The following is a 14,178-nucleotide window of genomic DNA, read 5'->3' on the forward strand; positions in this document are numbered from 1 at the left end:
CGCCCGTACGGCGCACGGGAAGAGGGGGGCGTGGGGTGGGAGCCCCCCCCCCCCCGGCGGGGCCCGCGGTCCCCCCGGTGGGGCCGTGAGGGGGGGGGGGCGGCCCCCCCCGGGCCCCCGGGGGTGGTGGTCCCCGAAGTGCCGGGCTTCGGCCGGCGGGTCGCCGAGGGGCGGGCGCTCGGCGAAGGACGCGACGTCGCCGAGGGCGACGCGGACGGGCGCGCCTCGCGTGAGGGGGCCGCGGGGGCGCCATGGGCCGCGGTCGTACCGTACTCGCCTCCGGCCGGCGCACGGCCGGGGCGGAACGGTGCCAGCGCCCCGCCGGCGATCAGCGCCGTGACGACGATCCCGGTACCCACGAGCACCGCGACGGCTGCCCACCGTCCCCGGACCGGCCTGGGTCCGGTTCCGGTTCCGGTTCCGTTCCGGCTGTGTCGTGCCATTCTTGTGCCTTCCTCGTCCTCGGCTGGTGCGTGCGCACGTATCGGGGACCGCAGGGACCACCGGTGGACAACACAAATCCGCGGACGGACCTCGCGGATTTCTGTTGTCCGGGCGCGGGCCGCCCGTCTCCTGTACGTGGAGGCATCGCGGTCGCCGGGGCGGCCGCGCGGTCGTGGACAGCGAGACCAAGTAGGGAAGAGTGGGGCCACATGCGCAAGACGCACCGGAGCGGACCCGGCGCCGGGGTGGTGGTGGCGGCACGCTCGGGCGACCGGCAGGCCCTCGACCGGCTGGTGGCCGAGTGCCTGCCGCTGGTCTACAACATCGTCGGACGGGCGCTGAACGGCCATGCCGACGTGGACGACGTCGTACAGGAGACGCTGTTGCGCATGGTGCGGGGGCTTTCGGAGCTTCGGGACCCGTCGGCGTTCCGGTCCTGGCTGGTGGCGATCACGATCCGGCAGGTCCGCGACCGTGAGCGGGACCGTGCCGTTGCGCGGCACCGCAGCGCCGTACTGGAGGACGCCGAGCGCATACCGGACCCGGCCCTGGACTTCGCGGGGCTGACGATCCTGCGCCTCGGGCTCACCGAGCAGCGGCGTGAGGTCGCCGAGGCCACCCGGTGGCTCGACGAGGACGACCGGGAGCTGCTTGCGCTGTGGTGGCTGGAGGGGACCGGGGAGCTGGACCGGGCCGAACTGGCCTCCGCGCTGGGCCTGTCGGACCGGCACGCGGCGGTGCGGGTGCAGCGCATGAAAAAACAGATGGAGGCCTCCCGCGTCGTCGTCCGGGCGCTGGGCGCCACGCCCGGCTGCGGAGAGCTGCGGGCGACGGCCGCCACCTGGGACGGTGCGCCGAGTCCGCTGTGGCGCAAGCGGTTCGCGCGGCACATCCGCGGGTGCGGTGTCTGCGGTGGGATGGAGCAGGGCCTGCTCCCCATGGACCGGCTGCTCAGCGGGCTGCCGCTGCTGGCGCCGCCCCCGGCGCTCGACCCGGGCCTGGTGGTCGCCACCGTGACCGGGCAGGGCGCGACCGGGCCGGCGCCGGTGCCCCGCCCGGCCGTGCGCGGCGCTCACCGGGCCGCTCCGCGCGGAGTGCGCACCCCCGTACTCGGCGGGGCGGCCGTCGCGGCGGTGGTGGCCGCGGCGCTGGTGGCCGCGCGGCTGATGAACGGTCCGGCGCCGGCGCCGGAAGCGGACGCGCTCCCCGCCGCCTCCGCACCGGCCGTCACGGAAACGGTCACGCCCTCGCCCCGCTCCCCCAGCCCGTCCGCCTCGCCGAGCCCCTCCAAGAAGCCCACGAAGAAGGCCGCGTCACCGAAGCCGACGCGGCAGGCACCCGCGGTGCGGGTCGCCTCGTCCGGCAAGAAGGGCGTCGGGGTGTGGACCTTCCCCGGCGTGGGCAAGGCCCTCGCCTCGTCCGGCGCGAGCTGGTACTACACGTGGTCCACGGGCCACCAGGACGTCGCCTCGCCACCGTCGGGCCGGTTCGTCCCCATGATCTGGGGCCCCGCGTCCGTCACCGCGGACTCACTGGCCCGGGCGAAGGCACAGGGCCCGTACCTGCTCGGCTTCAACGAGCCCGACATGTCCCAGCAGTCGAACATGTCGGTGGAGCAGGCCCTGACGCTGTGGCCGCGACTGATGGAGGCCGGACGGATCCTCGGCAGCCCGGCTGTCGCCACGAACGGCGCAACCCCGGGCGGCTGGCTCGACCGCTTCATGTCGGGGGCCGAGGCCAAGGGCTATCGGGTCGACTTCGTCACGCTCCACTGGTACGGGGGCGACTTCCGCACCGCGGAGGCCGTGTCCCAGCTGACGTCCTATCTGGAGGCTGTCCACCAGCGCTACCACAAGCCGATCTGGCTGACCGAGTACGCCCTGATCGACTTCTCCCAGGGCACCCGTTTCCCCACCCCGGACCAGCAGGCCGCCTTCGTCACGGCATCCACCAAGGCCCTGGAGGCGCTCCCCTACGTACAGCGTTACGCCTGGTTCGGCCTCGGCGCCGACCCGGCCCGCCCGAGCAGCGGCCTGTTCACCGACGGTACGCACACGACCCCGGCGGGCCGCGCATTCCAGGCGGCCGGCTGAGCGGCCTCGGATGATGGCCGCGCCGGCGACCGGGGGGGTGGGTAGTCGCAGGCGCGGCCGTACTGCTCGGGTTCCCGGGCGGGGCGGGTTCATGCAGCCGTTCCCCGAGAAGGGGAACCTCCGTCCGGACGGGGACCGTTGGGGAACCGGAGGGGTGGGGCATGAGGACGCGTCAGTAGGATCGTGACGTCCCCGGGCCGGGCGCGGCGTGGAACGAGGTCGTGCCGGGGCTGTGGATGGGCGGGCGCTACTGGACCGGCCCACGGGGCGAGCTGCACCCGGCGGTGGTGGGTGACGAGTTCGGCCTCGTCGTCAGTCTGTTCACCCGCTCCGGGCACGGCCCGCCGCCCGGCGTGGAGCACATCGTGGCCGAGATCCCGGACGGGCCGCTCGCCCCGGGGCAGATCGAGGTGGTGCAGCGGCTCGCCCGCACGGTCGTCGGGGCCGTGCGGGACGGGCGCCGCACCCTGGTGCGCTGTCACTCCGGCTACAACCGTTCCGGGCTGGTCGTGGCGCAGGCGCTCGCGGAGAACGGCCGCAAGGTGACCGCCGCCGTCGCGCTCGTCCGGGAGCGGCGCTCGCCGTGAGCGCTGAACAACGGGACCTTCGTGGAGTACCTCACCGCGGGCCTGGACGTGGCGCGCCTGCTGACGGGGCTGGACCCCACGCTCAGATGACCGCAGCCTCCAGCGACTCCGGGGCGAAGAGCTCCTCCGGGGTCCAGCGGCGGCCGGAGAGCCCCTGCTCGTGGTGGTAGCGCAGGAAGGTGGCGAGGGTGTCGTGGTTGGCGTCGAGACCGTACGACCAGTAGTCGCGGCCCAGGAGGGCGCGGGCCTCCTCCAGTTGAGGGGTGAGCCAGGGCAGCATGAAGCGCAGCGCCGAGGTGTCGTAGAGGTTGGCGTAGGCGGCGTCCTTGGCGGCGAGCAGTGCCTTGTAGAGGGACTGGGCGACCCAGCGGTGACGCTCGTACACGTCTCGGCGGACGACGACCACGTGCATGATCGGGAAGATCCCCGTCGCCGTGTGGTACTCCTTCTCCGCGGCGACGACGTCGGGGAAGACCCGGCGCACCCGGGGGTCGCCGGCGGTGAAGGGGCCGGGGACGCGCGGGGTGCACAGGGCGTCGATCTCTCCGGAGGCGAGGAGCTCGGAGAGGGTGCGGCCCTGGCCGACGCGCTCGACCCGCACCGTGCCGGGGAGGTCGACCGCGGCCTTCTCGACGCGGCCGGGGGTCTCCTGGCCACCCGTGACATAGGTGACGGAGTCGAAGGGCACGCCGTGCCGGTCGGCGAGGATGCCGCGCATCCACACGCAGGCGGTGAGCTGGAACTCCGGGGTGCCGACGCGCTTGCCTCGCAGGTCCTCGGGGCCGCTGATGCCGGAACCGGTGTGGCAGTACAGGGCGCCGTGCCGGAACATGCGGGAGGTGAAGACCGGCAGGGCCACGAAGGGCGAGGGCTCGGTGCCGTCGCCCAGGGACAGGACGTACGAGGAGAGCGACATCTCGGCGACCTCGAACTCGCGGTGCCGCATCATCCGGAAGAAGGTCTCTTCCACGGGCAGCCGCAGGTAGGTCAGGTCGACGCCGTCGGGGCGGATCGTGCCCTCCTCCAGGGCGCGGGTGCGGTCGTAGTCGCCGCAGGCGAAGGTGAGGTGCAGTCGGGCCATGGTGCGGGCTACCTGCCTTCCGCTGTGAGCCGGGCGTCCAGGCGCGGGTAGACGCGCCGGGCGTTGCCCTCGTAGACCTTGCGCAGTTGTTCGTCGGTGAGGCCGGCCCGGTCGACGTACCGCTTGGTGTCGTCCCAGGCGATGCCGGAGTCGGGGTCGACGCCGCGGACGGCGCCGAGCATCTCCGAGGCGAAGAGGATGTTGCCGGTGTCCACGACCCGGTGCAGCAGGTCGATGCCGGGCTGGTGGTAGACGCAGGTGTCGAACCAGACGTTCTTCATGACGTGTTCGGCTGGGTCGGGGCGGCCGAGCCGGACGGCCAGGCCCCGGTAGCGGCCCCAGTGGTAGGGGACGGCGCCGCCGCCGTGGGGGACGACGAAGCGCAGCGCGGGGAAGCGCGCGAAGAGGTCGCCCTCCACGAACTGCATGAAGGCGGAGGTGTCGGCGTTGAGGTAGTGCGCGCCGAGCGCGTGGAAGCTGGGGTTGCAGGAGGCCGAGACGTGGATCATCGCGGGGACGTCCAGCTCGGTCATGGCCTCGTAGAGGGGGTACCAGTACGGGTCGGTGAGCGGCGGCGAGGTCCAGTGGCCGCCCGAGGGGTCGGGGTTGAGGTTGCAGCCGACGAACCCGAGGCCGGTGACGCAGCGGCGCAGTTCGGCGACGGCGTCGTCGAGCGGACCGCCGGGGGTCTGGGGCAGCTGACACACCCCGGCGAAGTGCCGGGGGAAGAGGGCGGTGACGCGGTGGACGAGGTCGTTGTTCACGCGGGCCCAGTCGCGGGCGGTGGCCGGGTCGGGGACGTGGTGCTCCATCCCGGAGGCCTTCGGGGAGAGGAGCATGAGGTCGGCGCCGCGTTCGCGGAGCAGCTTGAGCTGGTGGTTCCCGATGCTCTCGCGGACTGCGTCGTCACTGATGGCGGGGGGCGCCGGGGCGGGTAGCGCGGGGTCGCGGAGCCGGGCGAGCTGCGCGTCGCGGTACGCCTGGTGCGCGGGCGGGGCGGTGGTGTAGTGGCCGTGGACGTCAATGATCACCGGTGGTCTCCTGGTCGGCGTCGACGTAGGTCAGGCCCTTCCGGGCGAGGCGGTCGCGCATGGCGTTCACGTCGAGGCCGAGTTCGCCGTTCGCGTAGCGCTCGCGAGTGCCGGCCTCCTTCTCCTCGCGGGAGCGGCAGGCCGCCAGGACGGCGGCGGCGCGCAGCCGGGGGACGACGACCACGCCGTCGTCGTCGGCGACGATCACGTCTCCGGGGGCGACGTGCTGCCCGGCGCACACCACGGGGAGGTTGACGTCGCCGAGGGTCTCCTTGACGGTGCCGAAGGCGCTGATGTGCCGTGCCCAGACGGGGAAGCCCATCCGCCGCAGGTCGGCGACGTCGCGGCAGCCGGCGTCGATGACGAGTCCGCGCACGCCACGGGCGGCGGCGGAGGTGGCGAGCAGATCACCGAAGTATCCGGCCTCCGAGGGGGAGGTGGGGGCGACGACGAGGACGTCGCCGTCGCGGCACTGCTCGACCGCGACGTGGATCATCCAGTTGTCGCCCGGCGGGACGGCGACGGTGACCGCGGTGCCGGCGATGTGCGCGCCCGCCCAGACGGGGCGCAGCCGTGGGGAGAGCAGCCCGGTGCGGCCCTGGGCCTCGTGGACGGTGGCGACCCCGTACGCGGCGAGGGCGTCGACGCCGGCGCGGTCGGCGCGGCGGGGGTTGCGGACGACGACGCTCATGCCGCCGCCCACGGCAGCAGGGAGACGTGCACGGCGTCCGCGCCGTCCTCGCCCCCGACGGTCCTGATGGCGCGGTCGGTCTCGGCGAGCGGGAAGCTGTGGGTGCTCAGCTTCTCCAGCGGGAAGCGGCCGGACGCGAGCTGTTCGAGGGCGAGTTCGCAGGAGCGGTGGCTGTGGCCGCGGGCGCTCTTGAGGCTGATGGACTTCTCGGTGAGCTTCTTCATCGGGAAGTCGGGGAAGGCGGCGAGTTCGCCCTGGACCACCATGACGCCCTCGCGCCGCTTGAGCGCGTCGATGCCGAGGAGTACGGGTGCCGTGCCGGCGCCCGCGGTGCAGTCGAGGACCACGTCGACGCCGCGGCCGCCGGTGATCTCCAGCACGCGGGTGAGGGCGTCCTCCCGCTGGACGTCGACGACGTGGTCGGCGCCGAGTTCGCGGGCGAGGGAGAGCCGCGCGGCATCGCGGGTGGTGCCGGTGACGATCACGGTGGAAGCGCCGGCCTGCCTGCAGGCGACGACCTGGGACAGGCCCTGCTGTCCGGGGCCCTGGATGAGGACGGTCGAGGCATAGCCGACGCCGGCAGTGACCAGGGCCCATTCGATGCCGTTGGACAACGGGGTGACCAGGCCGGCGAGTTCGGCCGAGACCCCGTCGGGGACGCGGTGGGTCACGGAGTTCCACGGCAGGTAGAGGTACTGCGCGAAGCCGCCCCACAGGTGGTAGGGGTTGTCGGCCGAGGTGTAGCCGTAGCGGCGGGCGTCGGGGTTGGTGCGCCAGTCGGTGGCCTCGCAGTGCCGGTACTCGCCGCGGTGGCACCATTCGCAGCGGAAGCAGCCGACGTAGTGCTCGACGAAGACCCGGTCGCCCTCCCGCAGGCCCTTGCGCTCGGTGAAGGCGCGGCCCGCCCGTGCGATGACGCCGACGTTCTCGTGCCCCATGATCACGGGGCCGGCGAACGGCGGCTTGCGGTACATCTTCACGTCGGTGCCGCAGATTCCCGCGACCTCGACCTTCAACAGGGCTCCGTCGTCGGGGACCTCGGGCATCGCGAACTCGCGCAGCTCGGTCGTGCCCGGGCCCGTCCTGACCGCCGCCAGCACCTTTTCCGCCATGGCCTCTCCTTGTGTCGGGGGCTGTTCGCGTGGCACCTTAGTCTATGGCCTTATGGTCTGACCATGGTACCTTTCTCGTCGTCAGGAAGCGTCAGGAGGGCAGACGGCATGGACGGGACACCGCGGCTCAGGACGGTCACGCGCACCCAGGGCAACAACGAGGCACTCAAGACCGGCGCGGTGCCCCCGCGCGGCTTCCGCTTCGACTTCGAGGAGGTGCCCGTCCTCGTCCACGCCTTCCGGCGCATGGTCCGCGGGCTGGAGTTCGACATCAGCGAGATGGCGCTCACCACCTACCTGGTGGCGAAGGCACACGGCGCGCGGTTCACCGCCGTCCCCGCCTTCCTCGTCCGGGGCTTCCACCACGGCGCGATCCACCACGACCCCGCCTCGGACGTGAGCGGGCCCAAGGACCTGGAGGGCCGCCGGGTCGGTGTGAGCCGCGGCTACACCGTCACCACGGGCGTGTGGGCGCGGGCCGTCCTGCGCGACGAGCACGGCGTCGACCTCAGCCGGGTGACCTGGGTGCTCTCCGGCGACGAGCACGTGGCCGGCTACCGGCCGCCCTCCAACGTCATCCCCATGGAGCCGGGCCGCTCGCTGGAGGAGATGCTGCTCGCCGGTGAACTCGCCGCGGTGATCGGACCGGCCCCGCAATCGCCCGCGCTCGCGCCGCTGATCCCCGACCCGCAGGAGGCGGGCTTCACCGCCCTGCGCGAGCGCGGCCTCTATCCGGTCAACCACCTCGTCGTCGTCAAGGACGAACTCCTCGCCGCACGGCCCGAACTGGGCGCCGAGGTCTTCGACGCCTTCGCCCGCGCCAAGCTGCACTACGTCGAGCGGCTGCGGCACGACACCCTCGGCTCCGTCACGGCGACGGACCGCATGTACCGGCGGGTCATGGAGACCACCGGCGCCGACCCGCTGCCGTACGGCATCGAACCCAACCGTGCGGTGCTGGAGGAGCTGCTGCGGCACGCCGTCGACCAGCGCATCCTCGACCGTGCGGTGCCGCTGGACGGCCTCTTCGCCGAGACCACCCGCGATCTGACGGCCTGACGTCCGCGAAGAGGGAGACACGATGCGCATCGCCATCGCCGGCGACCACAACGGGGTCGCCCTGAAGGCCCGGCTGACGGCATGGCTCAGCGACCGCGGCCACACCGTCGACGACCGCGGCAGCCACAGCGCCGACACCGTCGACTACCCGCCGCTCTGCGCGGACGTCTGCGACCGGGTGGTCGCCGGTGCGGCCGACCGCGGCATCGTCCTGGGCGGCAGCGGCCTGGGGGAGACCGTCGCCTGCAACAAGATCGCCGGCATCCGGGCCGGCCTGTGCCACGACGTGTGGAGCGCCAGCATCTCGCGGGGCAACAACGACTCCAACGTGCTCGTGCTGGCGGCGATGGTGCTCACCGCCGACTTGGCCGAGGAGATCGTGGCGGCCTGGCTGGAGACCCCGTTCAAGGGCGGGGTGCACCAGCGCCGCGTCGAGCAGATCGCGGCGCTCGAACAGCGCTCCTCCCCCACCGTGCCGGGATCCCCGGGGGCCTGACCACGCGGCGAGCAGGGCCCCGGTTCCGGTGGCGCGGCGCGCGGTCCGGCGCGTTACTGGAAGGTATGCAGGCGACGACCCGCACTCCCTCCCCCTGGCGCGACGGCGCGCCTCCCCGTGGCCCGGTGATCCCGTGACCGGCCGCGGCGGCTTCGGGCCCGCGCACGGCGTGCTGTGCGGGGCGGCCGCGGGCGCGGCGGGCACGACCGCCCTCAACACCGTGGGCTACCTGGACATGCTGCTGCGCGGCCGGGCCGCCAGCTCCGCCCCGGCGGCGACCGTCGAGCGGCTCTCCGAGACCACGCACGTGCCGATCCCCGGTGACGACAGCGCCCGCCGCAACCGCATCTCGTCCCTGGGCGCCCTCACCGGCATCGCGGCCGGGGCCGGCATGGGCGCGACGCTGGGACTGGCCCTGGGCTGCGGCTGGCGGCCGGCGACCGTCGTGCTGACGGCGACGGCGACCGTGGGCGCGCTGATCGGCACCAACGGCCCGATGACCGTGCTGCGGGTGACCGATCCGCGCACCTGGTCGCGCTCGGACTGGATCTCCGACATCGTGCCGCACGTGGCGTACGCCCTGGTCACCACTGCCGTCCTCACGGGGCTCCGGGCGGGACGCGTACGAATTCCGCGATGAGCGCGAGCAGCGCCGTCAGCGCGGCGCCGGGCCGGCGCACCGAGGAGTAGGCGACGCCCATCGACCATTCGAGGGGTGCGCCCGCGACGGGGCGCACCCGCACGCCCGGGTCGCCCGCGGCGACCGCGAAGGAGGGCATGAGGGCGACGCCCAGGCCCTGCCGGACGCCGGCCTACCGGCCGCAGCGCGTCTCGGTGCCCGCGGCGACGCGCCCCGCGTTCTTCGCCGCCTGCGGGGCGACGCTGGCGGCCTTCGCGGTGCTGGGCCTGTTCACCTCGCTGGGGCCGGCGTTCGTCGCCGGTACGCTGCACCAGCCGTCGCGCGCGCTGGCCGGTCTGGTGCCGTTCCTGGTCTTCGGTTCCGCGGCCGGCGCGCAGGCGCTGCTGCTGCGGGTCACCGCCCGGCTTCAGCTGGCGACCGGCCTCGCGTCGATGGCGGCGGGCCTGGCGGCCGTGACCGCGGCCGTGTGGCTGCCGAGCCTCGGCCTGTTCGTGGCGGGCGGCATGGCCGCCGGTGCCGGTGCCGGGGTGCTCTTCAAGGGCACCGTCTCCACGGTGGTCTCCCTCGCGGAGCCGCACCGCCGCGGCGAGGCCCTCGCGGGCCTGTTCCTGGCCGCGCACATCGGCCTGGCGGTGCCCGTCCTCGGGCTCGGCGTCGGCACGCTCTACGTCTCGCAGCGACTGGCGCTTCTCGGCTTCGCCACGCTGCTCATCGCGATCTGCGCCGCCGTCAGCCGCCGCCTGCTGCGCCGCTGAGCACGGACCAGCGGCCGGGTGGGGTCCGCGGGGAGGCCGGCCCCGGCCACGGCCCGCGCCGGGAAGCCAGGCCATGCGGTCGCCACGAACTCGAGCACCCGCTCCCCCGCCACCACCTCCCGCGCCGAGGACCCGCAACGCCCCCGGCACCGCAGCGGCCGGCACTCGTCCGTGCACGTGCGCGGCCGTCAGCCGCCGTCCCCCGCGCCGCCCAGGAAGGCCAGCACCCGGTCCGCCGCCGTCACCTCCGTCTGCTCCGCGACCGGGACGTCCCAGAACTCCGCGCGCGGCAGGCACTCCTGGAGGTAGCGGGCCGCGGAGGGCGCGTGGGAGTCGTCCTGGCCGGGGACGATCAGGGTCGGCACGTCGAGCAGGAGCAGGTCCTCGGGCTCGGGGCCGGGGACCGTGTCGCGGTCGAAGAGCAGCCGGGCCGAGCCGGCGACGGCCACCCGGTACCGCTCGGGGTCGGTGCGGGCGTAGGCGTCGGCGAACTCCGGTTCGCCGCGGATGACATGGGCCCACGGCCCGACGCGGGGGTCGTCGGTGAAGCCGGCGCCGGTCGTCCCGGCGAGGTCGACGACCCCGCCGAGCCCGTGCTCCGCCGCGTACGCCAGGTGCCGCTCGAAGCGGGCGTGCTGCTTCATGCGGTACTTGACCCCGCCCGCCGGGGAGTACAGCACCATGCCGAGCACCCGTTCCGGGTGGGCCACCGCGAGCGCGGCCGCGGTCGAGCAGCCGACGCAGCCGCCCATCAGGTGGGCCCGTTCGATACCGAGGTGGTCGAGGAGGCCGCGGCCCTGGGCGGCGTAGGCCGCCCAGGACAGGCGCTCGATCCGGCCGCCGGAGCGCCCGGACTCGCGCCGGTCGAAGGTGATGCAGGTGTACCGCTCGGTGAGCCGGTCGAGCAGCCGCAGCCTCCGGTACACGCCGACCGTCCGCCAGCCCTCCAGACTGGAGTCGAAGCCACCGGGCGAGAACATCAGCAGCGGCGGCCCGAAACCGGCCGTCTCATAACGCGTGGGGATCCCGTCGATGACGGCGGTGGGCATGGGCGGTGGTCCTCTCGGTGGTGCGGGTCAGCCGGCGGGCGGGACAGCGGGCGGCACGGGGATGCCGCCGGCGATCTGCCGGGCCGCGCGGACGTCCGCCGCGTACGCGGTGATCGCGTCGAGCGTGACGGCGGCGACGTTGGCGTAGGTGTCGGGCGGGTCGTCGATGGCGTCCGCGGAATAGCCGATGGCCGCGTGGGCCATCCGCATCCGGCCGTCGAGCCAGGGGCCGCCGCCGAAGCCGCCGAGGACCGGGACCGAGACGGCGGCGGCGACGGCGGCGCCGACGACGGGGCCGGAGTTGGTGAAGTTGAGCAGCGCGGCGCCCGCCTCCTCGAGCCGTCTGGCCTCGGCGACGAGGGCGTCCGTCATCTCCTCCGGCACCTGGTCGGCGGCCGAGGGGACAGCCCGGTACGCGACCCCATAGCGCAGCGCGGTCTGCGGCGTGATGCCGAACTGGGCGAACACCGGAATGCCGGCGCGGGTGATGGCCTCCACCGACTCGAGGAAGTCCGGGGCGGCGTCGAGCTTGACCATGTCGACGCCGGCCTCCTTCACGAAGCGGACGGCGGCCCGTACGGCGCCGGCGGTGCCCTCCTGGAGCGGGCCGAAGGGGAAGTCGGCGCTGAGCAGTGCCCTGCTGACGCCCCGCCGGACGGCCTTGGTGACCACGATCATCTCGTCCATCGTGATCTCGAGGGGGTTGGCGTGCCCCCACAGGTTCACCCCGACCGTGTCGCCGACGGAGACCAGGTCGACCTCGGCCCGGTCCACGATGCGCGCCATCTGGTGGTCCCAGGCGACGACGCCGACGATCTTGCGGCCCTCCTCCTTCATGCGCCGCAGATCACGCAGGCTGGTCTTGCCGGGCATGCCACGTCCTCCTAGACCCTGAGTGCGGTGAGCAGTTCGAAGACGTCGCTCTCGTCGGCGGACAGCATCAGCACCCGCGCGTAGGGGCGCAGCGCCGAGACGGCGTCGTCGGCCTCGAAGCCGTCGCCGAGCACGACGCCCGCGGTGGTGATGCCGTGCCGCCAGCAGAAGCGGCCGATGGCCGCGGCCGTGTCCCGGCCCCCGTCCTCGGTGGCGAGGACGACGACGACGTCGCTGCCGTCCAGGACTGCGGGCAGCGGCACGCGCGTGCCGTCGAGCGCGTGCAGCAGCGGGTCGCCGGTGCCGTCCGGCCCGGGGCCACCGCCGGTGTAGAACCGGGCGTGGGCCCAGGGGTGTTCGGCCAGCCGGCGGGCGACGGCGGTCGCCCGGCCGTCCAGCCCGATGACCCGGGCGGCACGGGCCGGCGCGATGGGCACACGGATCCTGAACCGGGACTCGCCCGCGGAGGCCGCCCGGGCGCTCTCGCTCGGGTACACGGTGGGCGCCGCCATGTCAGACCGAGGCCTGGGGGACGCCGGGGGTGACCTTGACCGCGTCGCGGCAGGAGTCGAGAAAGGACTCGGCCTGCGGCAGGACCACCGCCGCCGAGCGGACCTTGTGGTGCGCGGGGTCGACCCCGGGCGGCGTCGCGCCCTCGTCCCGCAGGGCGAGCGCGGCCTTGCGGAGCTTCTGGCGGGCCTTGATGATCCCGCTGTCGGCGGGGACGAGCCGCTCGCGGGTGCGGTCGACGATCGGGCCCATGCTCTCCTGGAGCGAGGCGTCCTGCATGGCGATCCCGGCGACGCCGGAGTAGGTGTCGCCGCGGCGCTGGGCCGCACGGTCGATCAGGTAGTCGTTGTCCATGTTGGCGACGGGCCGGTAGGTGCCGGGGATGTTCTTGCTGTGGACGCCGTGGCCGTCGGCCATCGCCTGCCGCTCGGTGCCGGTGAGCGCGCGGACGGGGTGGTAGTCGAAGGAGTAGGTCCAGCAGTTCTCGTCGTCGATCGGCACCCAGAAGTGGCCGTGCACGGGGTGGTCGCCGCGCGGCGGCACCATCGTGAACGCCGGCATCACCCAAGGGGTGATGCGCCAGTAGTAGGTGCCGTCCTCGGCGTTGCGGCGGGCGCCGACGAAGAGTCCGCCGTCGCTGTCGGCGACCTCGAAGAAGGGCTTGGTGTCCTTCATGTTGTACTCGTTGCCCTTGGCGCCCTTGAACAGCGGATCGGTCTTCAGTCCGCCGGAGTGCAGGAACGTCACGTGGCTGGAGTCGATGCCGCCCTCGAAGGCCTGCAGCCAGTTGCACTGCTGCAAGCGCTTGGAGGTGTAGGTCTGCTCGGCCGGCACGTGGCACCACTCGAACTCGGGCAGCGGCGGCTGGGTGGCCTTGTCGCCCATGTACGTCCACAACACGTCGCCGATCCTGACCAGCGGGTACGAGGTGAGCTGGACGTTCTGGCAGAAGCTGCTGTTGTCGGCCTCGGAGGGCACCTCGATGCACTGACCGGTGACGTCGTACTTCCAGCCGTGGTACGGGCAGCGCAGCCCGGAGCCCTCGTTGCGGCCGAACCAGAGGGAGGCGCCGCGGTGGGCGCAGAACTCGTCGATCAGGCCGTAGCGTCCCTCGCTGTCGCGGAAGGCGACCATGCGTTCCGACAGCAGCTTCACGCGCACCGGCGGGCAGTCGTCCTCGGGCAGTTCCTCGGCGAGCAGCGCGGGGATCCAGTACTGCCGGAACAGCTCGCCCATGGGCGTGCCGGGGCCGGTCTGCGTGAGCAGCTCGTTGATGTCTTTTCTGAGCACGGCCGTTTCCCTTTCGGAACTGACCGCCGGACGGCGGCGGATCGGTGGGTGAGCGTGCGGTGCGGCAGCGCCGGCCGGGAGGGCCGGCCGGGCCGGTCAGGGCTGCTGCGGGGGGATGTCGACGGTCAGTCCGCCGAGGTCCTGCGTGACGCGGATCTGGCAGGCCAGCCGGCTGGTGCCGCGCCGTTCCTCGACGGCGAGGTCGAGGAGGTCGTCCTCCATCTCACCGGGCGGGCCGACCAGGGCCGCGAACTCCTCACGGACCCACACATGGCAGGTCGCGCAGGACTGATTGCCGCCGCATTCCGCGACGATCCCGGGGACACCGTTCCTGACCGCGGCCGACATGACCGAGTCACCGAGCGCCGCGTCGACGGTGTATTCGGGACCGTCACTGCCGACGAAGATCACCTTGGGCACGGTCCCTCTTTCTCTCGTGGTGGGACATTGCCGAAGCGATGGACAGG

Annotated in this window: 16 protein-coding genes; 6 read left to right on the plus strand and 10 right to left on the minus strand. The window is 73.5% G+C overall.

Annotation, left to right across the window (positions count from 1 at the left end):
- Nucleotides 1–653 precede the first annotated feature (653 nt).
- A complete protein-coding gene (locus ACFW3D_RS28580) occupies nt 654–2,537 on the plus strand; it encodes a sigma-70 family RNA polymerase sigma factor (RefSeq protein ID WP_500508656.1) in 1,884 nt (627 codons plus the stop codon).
- A gap of 221 nt (nt 2,538–2,758) precedes the next feature.
- Nucleotides 2,759–3,124: a protein-tyrosine phosphatase family protein gene (locus ACFW3D_RS28585; protein WP_500508658.1), complete on the plus strand. Its 366-nt coding sequence runs from the start codon at nt 2,759–2,761 to the stop codon at nt 3,122–3,124.
- Nucleotides 3,125–3,206: 82 nt separating this feature from the next.
- On the opposite strand, the gene ACFW3D_RS28590 is transcribed toward ACFW3D_RS28585, so the two are convergent.
- The 4 genes from ACFW3D_RS28590 to ACFW3D_RS28605 are packed head-to-tail and all read right to left on the minus strand — an operon-like array spanning nt 3,207 to nt 7,039.
- Nucleotides 3,207–4,205 carry a substrate-binding domain-containing protein gene (locus ACFW3D_RS28590; protein WP_500508660.1) on the minus strand — a complete coding sequence of 333 codons (999 nt, stop codon included), beginning with the start codon at nt 4,203–4,205 and terminating at the stop codon, nt 3,207–3,209.
- 8 nt (nt 4,206–4,213) lie between these two features.
- Nucleotides 4,214–5,236 (minus strand): amidohydrolase family protein, encoded by a 1,023-nt coding sequence (locus ACFW3D_RS28595; protein WP_500508663.1) that lies wholly within the window; start codon nt 5,234–5,236, stop codon nt 4,214–4,216.
- The gene (locus ACFW3D_RS28600) at nt 5,226–5,927 is read right to left on the minus strand and encodes a 4-carboxy-4-hydroxy-2-oxoadipate aldolase/oxaloacetate decarboxylase (protein ID WP_500508665.1); all 702 of its coding nucleotides are present in this window, start codon (nt 5,925–5,927) and stop codon (nt 5,226–5,228) included. The genes ACFW3D_RS28595 and ACFW3D_RS28600 overlap by 11 nt, the downstream gene beginning before the upstream one ends.
- A complete protein-coding gene (locus ACFW3D_RS28605; RefSeq protein WP_500508668.1) occupies nt 5,924–7,039 on the minus strand; it encodes a zinc-dependent alcohol dehydrogenase in 1,116 nt (371 codons plus the stop codon). Before ACFW3D_RS28605 ends, ACFW3D_RS28600 begins: the two co-directional genes overlap by 4 nt.
- A 108-nt stretch (nt 7,040–7,147) precedes the next feature.
- Here ACFW3D_RS28605 and ACFW3D_RS28610 point away from each other — a divergent pair, with 108 nt between their 5' ends.
- The 3 genes from ACFW3D_RS28610 (at nt 7,148) to ACFW3D_RS28620 (ending at nt 9,234) form a co-directional block, all read left to right on the plus strand.
- Nucleotides 7,148–8,098: a substrate-binding domain-containing protein gene (locus ACFW3D_RS28610; RefSeq protein WP_500508670.1), complete on the plus strand. Its 951-nt coding sequence runs from the start codon at nt 7,148–7,150 to the stop codon at nt 8,096–8,098.
- A gap of 22 nt (nt 8,099–8,120) precedes the next feature.
- On the plus strand, nt 8,121–8,594 hold the full coding sequence (gene rpiB, locus ACFW3D_RS28615) for a ribose 5-phosphate isomerase B (RefSeq protein WP_500508672.1): 474 nt from the start codon (nt 8,121–8,123) through the stop codon (nt 8,592–8,594).
- 133 nt (nt 8,595–8,727) lie between these two features.
- Nucleotides 8,728–9,234 carry a hypothetical protein gene (locus ACFW3D_RS28620; RefSeq protein ID WP_500508674.1) on the plus strand — a complete coding sequence of 169 codons (507 nt, stop codon included), beginning with the start codon at nt 8,728–8,730 and terminating at the stop codon, nt 9,232–9,234.
- On the opposite strand, the gene ACFW3D_RS28625 is transcribed toward ACFW3D_RS28620, so the two are convergent.
- Complete coding sequence (locus ACFW3D_RS28625; protein ID WP_500508676.1) at nt 9,194–9,373, minus strand: hypothetical protein; 180 nt, start codon at nt 9,371–9,373, stop codon at nt 9,194–9,196. The genes ACFW3D_RS28620 and ACFW3D_RS28625 overlap by 41 nt on opposite strands.
- Here ACFW3D_RS28625 and ACFW3D_RS28630 point away from each other — a divergent pair.
- Nucleotides 9,372–9,989, plus strand: a complete 618-nt coding sequence (locus tag ACFW3D_RS28630; RefSeq protein WP_500508678.1) for a hypothetical protein — start codon at nt 9,372–9,374, stop codon at nt 9,987–9,989. The two genes, ACFW3D_RS28625 and ACFW3D_RS28630, sit on opposite strands and share 2 nt — an antisense overlap.
- Nucleotides 9,990–10,177: 188 nt before the next feature.
- Here ACFW3D_RS28630 and ACFW3D_RS28635 read toward each other — a convergent pair whose 3' ends face one another.
- From ACFW3D_RS28635 to ACFW3D_RS28655, 5 genes are all read right to left on the minus strand, one after another.
- Nucleotides 10,178–11,038 carry an alpha/beta fold hydrolase gene (locus tag ACFW3D_RS28635; RefSeq protein ID WP_500508679.1) on the minus strand — a complete coding sequence of 287 codons (861 nt, stop codon included), beginning with the start codon at nt 11,036–11,038 and terminating at the stop codon, nt 10,178–10,180.
- Between the two features lie 27 nt (nt 11,039–11,065).
- Nucleotides 11,066–11,911 carry a 3-methyl-2-oxobutanoate hydroxymethyltransferase gene (locus ACFW3D_RS28640; RefSeq protein WP_500508681.1) on the minus strand — a complete coding sequence of 282 codons (846 nt, stop codon included), beginning with the start codon at nt 11,909–11,911 and terminating at the stop codon, nt 11,066–11,068.
- An 11-nt stretch (nt 11,912–11,922) separates the two neighbouring features.
- Nucleotides 11,923–12,348 carry a 3-methyl-2-oxobutanoate hydroxymethyltransferase gene (locus ACFW3D_RS28645; protein WP_500508683.1) on the minus strand — a complete coding sequence of 142 codons (426 nt, stop codon included), beginning with the start codon at nt 12,346–12,348 and terminating at the stop codon, nt 11,923–11,925.
- Between the two features lie 76 nt (nt 12,349–12,424).
- On the minus strand, nt 12,425–13,711 hold the full coding sequence (locus tag ACFW3D_RS28650) for an aromatic ring-hydroxylating dioxygenase subunit alpha (protein ID WP_500508686.1): 1,287 nt from the start codon (nt 13,709–13,711) through the stop codon (nt 12,425–12,427).
- 96 nt (nt 13,712–13,807) lie between these two features.
- Nucleotides 13,808–14,131, minus strand: coding sequence for a 2Fe-2S iron-sulfur cluster-binding protein (locus ACFW3D_RS28655; protein ID WP_500508689.1), 324 nt, complete (start codon nt 14,129–14,131; stop codon nt 13,808–13,810).
- Nucleotides 14,132–14,178 lie beyond the last annotated feature (47 nt).

The sequence above is a fragment of the Streptomyces sp. NPDC058864 genome (assembly GCF_042742985.1).
Classification (GTDB): domain Bacteria; phylum Actinomycetota; class Actinomycetes; order Streptomycetales; family Streptomycetaceae; genus Actinacidiphila.

Bases quoted from the DNA above. Each gene is read 5' to 3' on its own strand.
- ACFW3D_RS28580 (WP_500508656.1), top strand. From the start codon at position 654: ATGCGCAAGACGCACCGGAGCGGACCCGGCGCCGGGGTGGTGGTGGCG.
- ACFW3D_RS28590 (WP_500508660.1), bottom strand. From the start codon at position 4,205: ATGGCCCGACTGCACCTCACCTTCGCCTGCGGCGACTACGACCGCACC.
- ACFW3D_RS28600 (WP_500508665.1), bottom strand. From the start codon at position 5,927: ATGAGCGTCGTCGTCCGCAACCCCCGCCGCGCCGACCGCGCCGGCGTC.
- ACFW3D_RS28605 (WP_500508668.1), bottom strand. From the start codon at position 7,039: ATGGCGGAAAAGGTGCTGGCGGCGGTCAGGACGGGCCCGGGCACGACC.
- ACFW3D_RS28610 (WP_500508670.1), top strand. From the start codon at position 7,148: ATGGACGGGACACCGCGGCTCAGGACGGTCACGCGCACCCAGGGCAAC.
- rpiB (WP_500508672.1), top strand. From the start codon at position 8,121: ATGCGCATCGCCATCGCCGGCGACCACAACGGGGTCGCCCTGAAGGCC.
- ACFW3D_RS28630 (WP_500508678.1), top strand. From the start codon at position 9,372: ATGAGGGCGACGCCCAGGCCCTGCCGGACGCCGGCCTACCGGCCGCAG.
- ACFW3D_RS28625 (WP_500508676.1), bottom strand. From the start codon at position 9,373: ATGCCCTCCTTCGCGGTCGCCGCGGGCGACCCGGGCGTGCGGGTGCGC.
- ACFW3D_RS28635 (WP_500508679.1), bottom strand. From the start codon at position 11,038: ATGCCCACCGCCGTCATCGACGGGATCCCCACGCGTTATGAGACGGCC.
- ACFW3D_RS28640 (WP_500508681.1), bottom strand. From the start codon at position 11,911: ATGCCCGGCAAGACCAGCCTGCGTGATCTGCGGCGCATGAAGGAGGAG.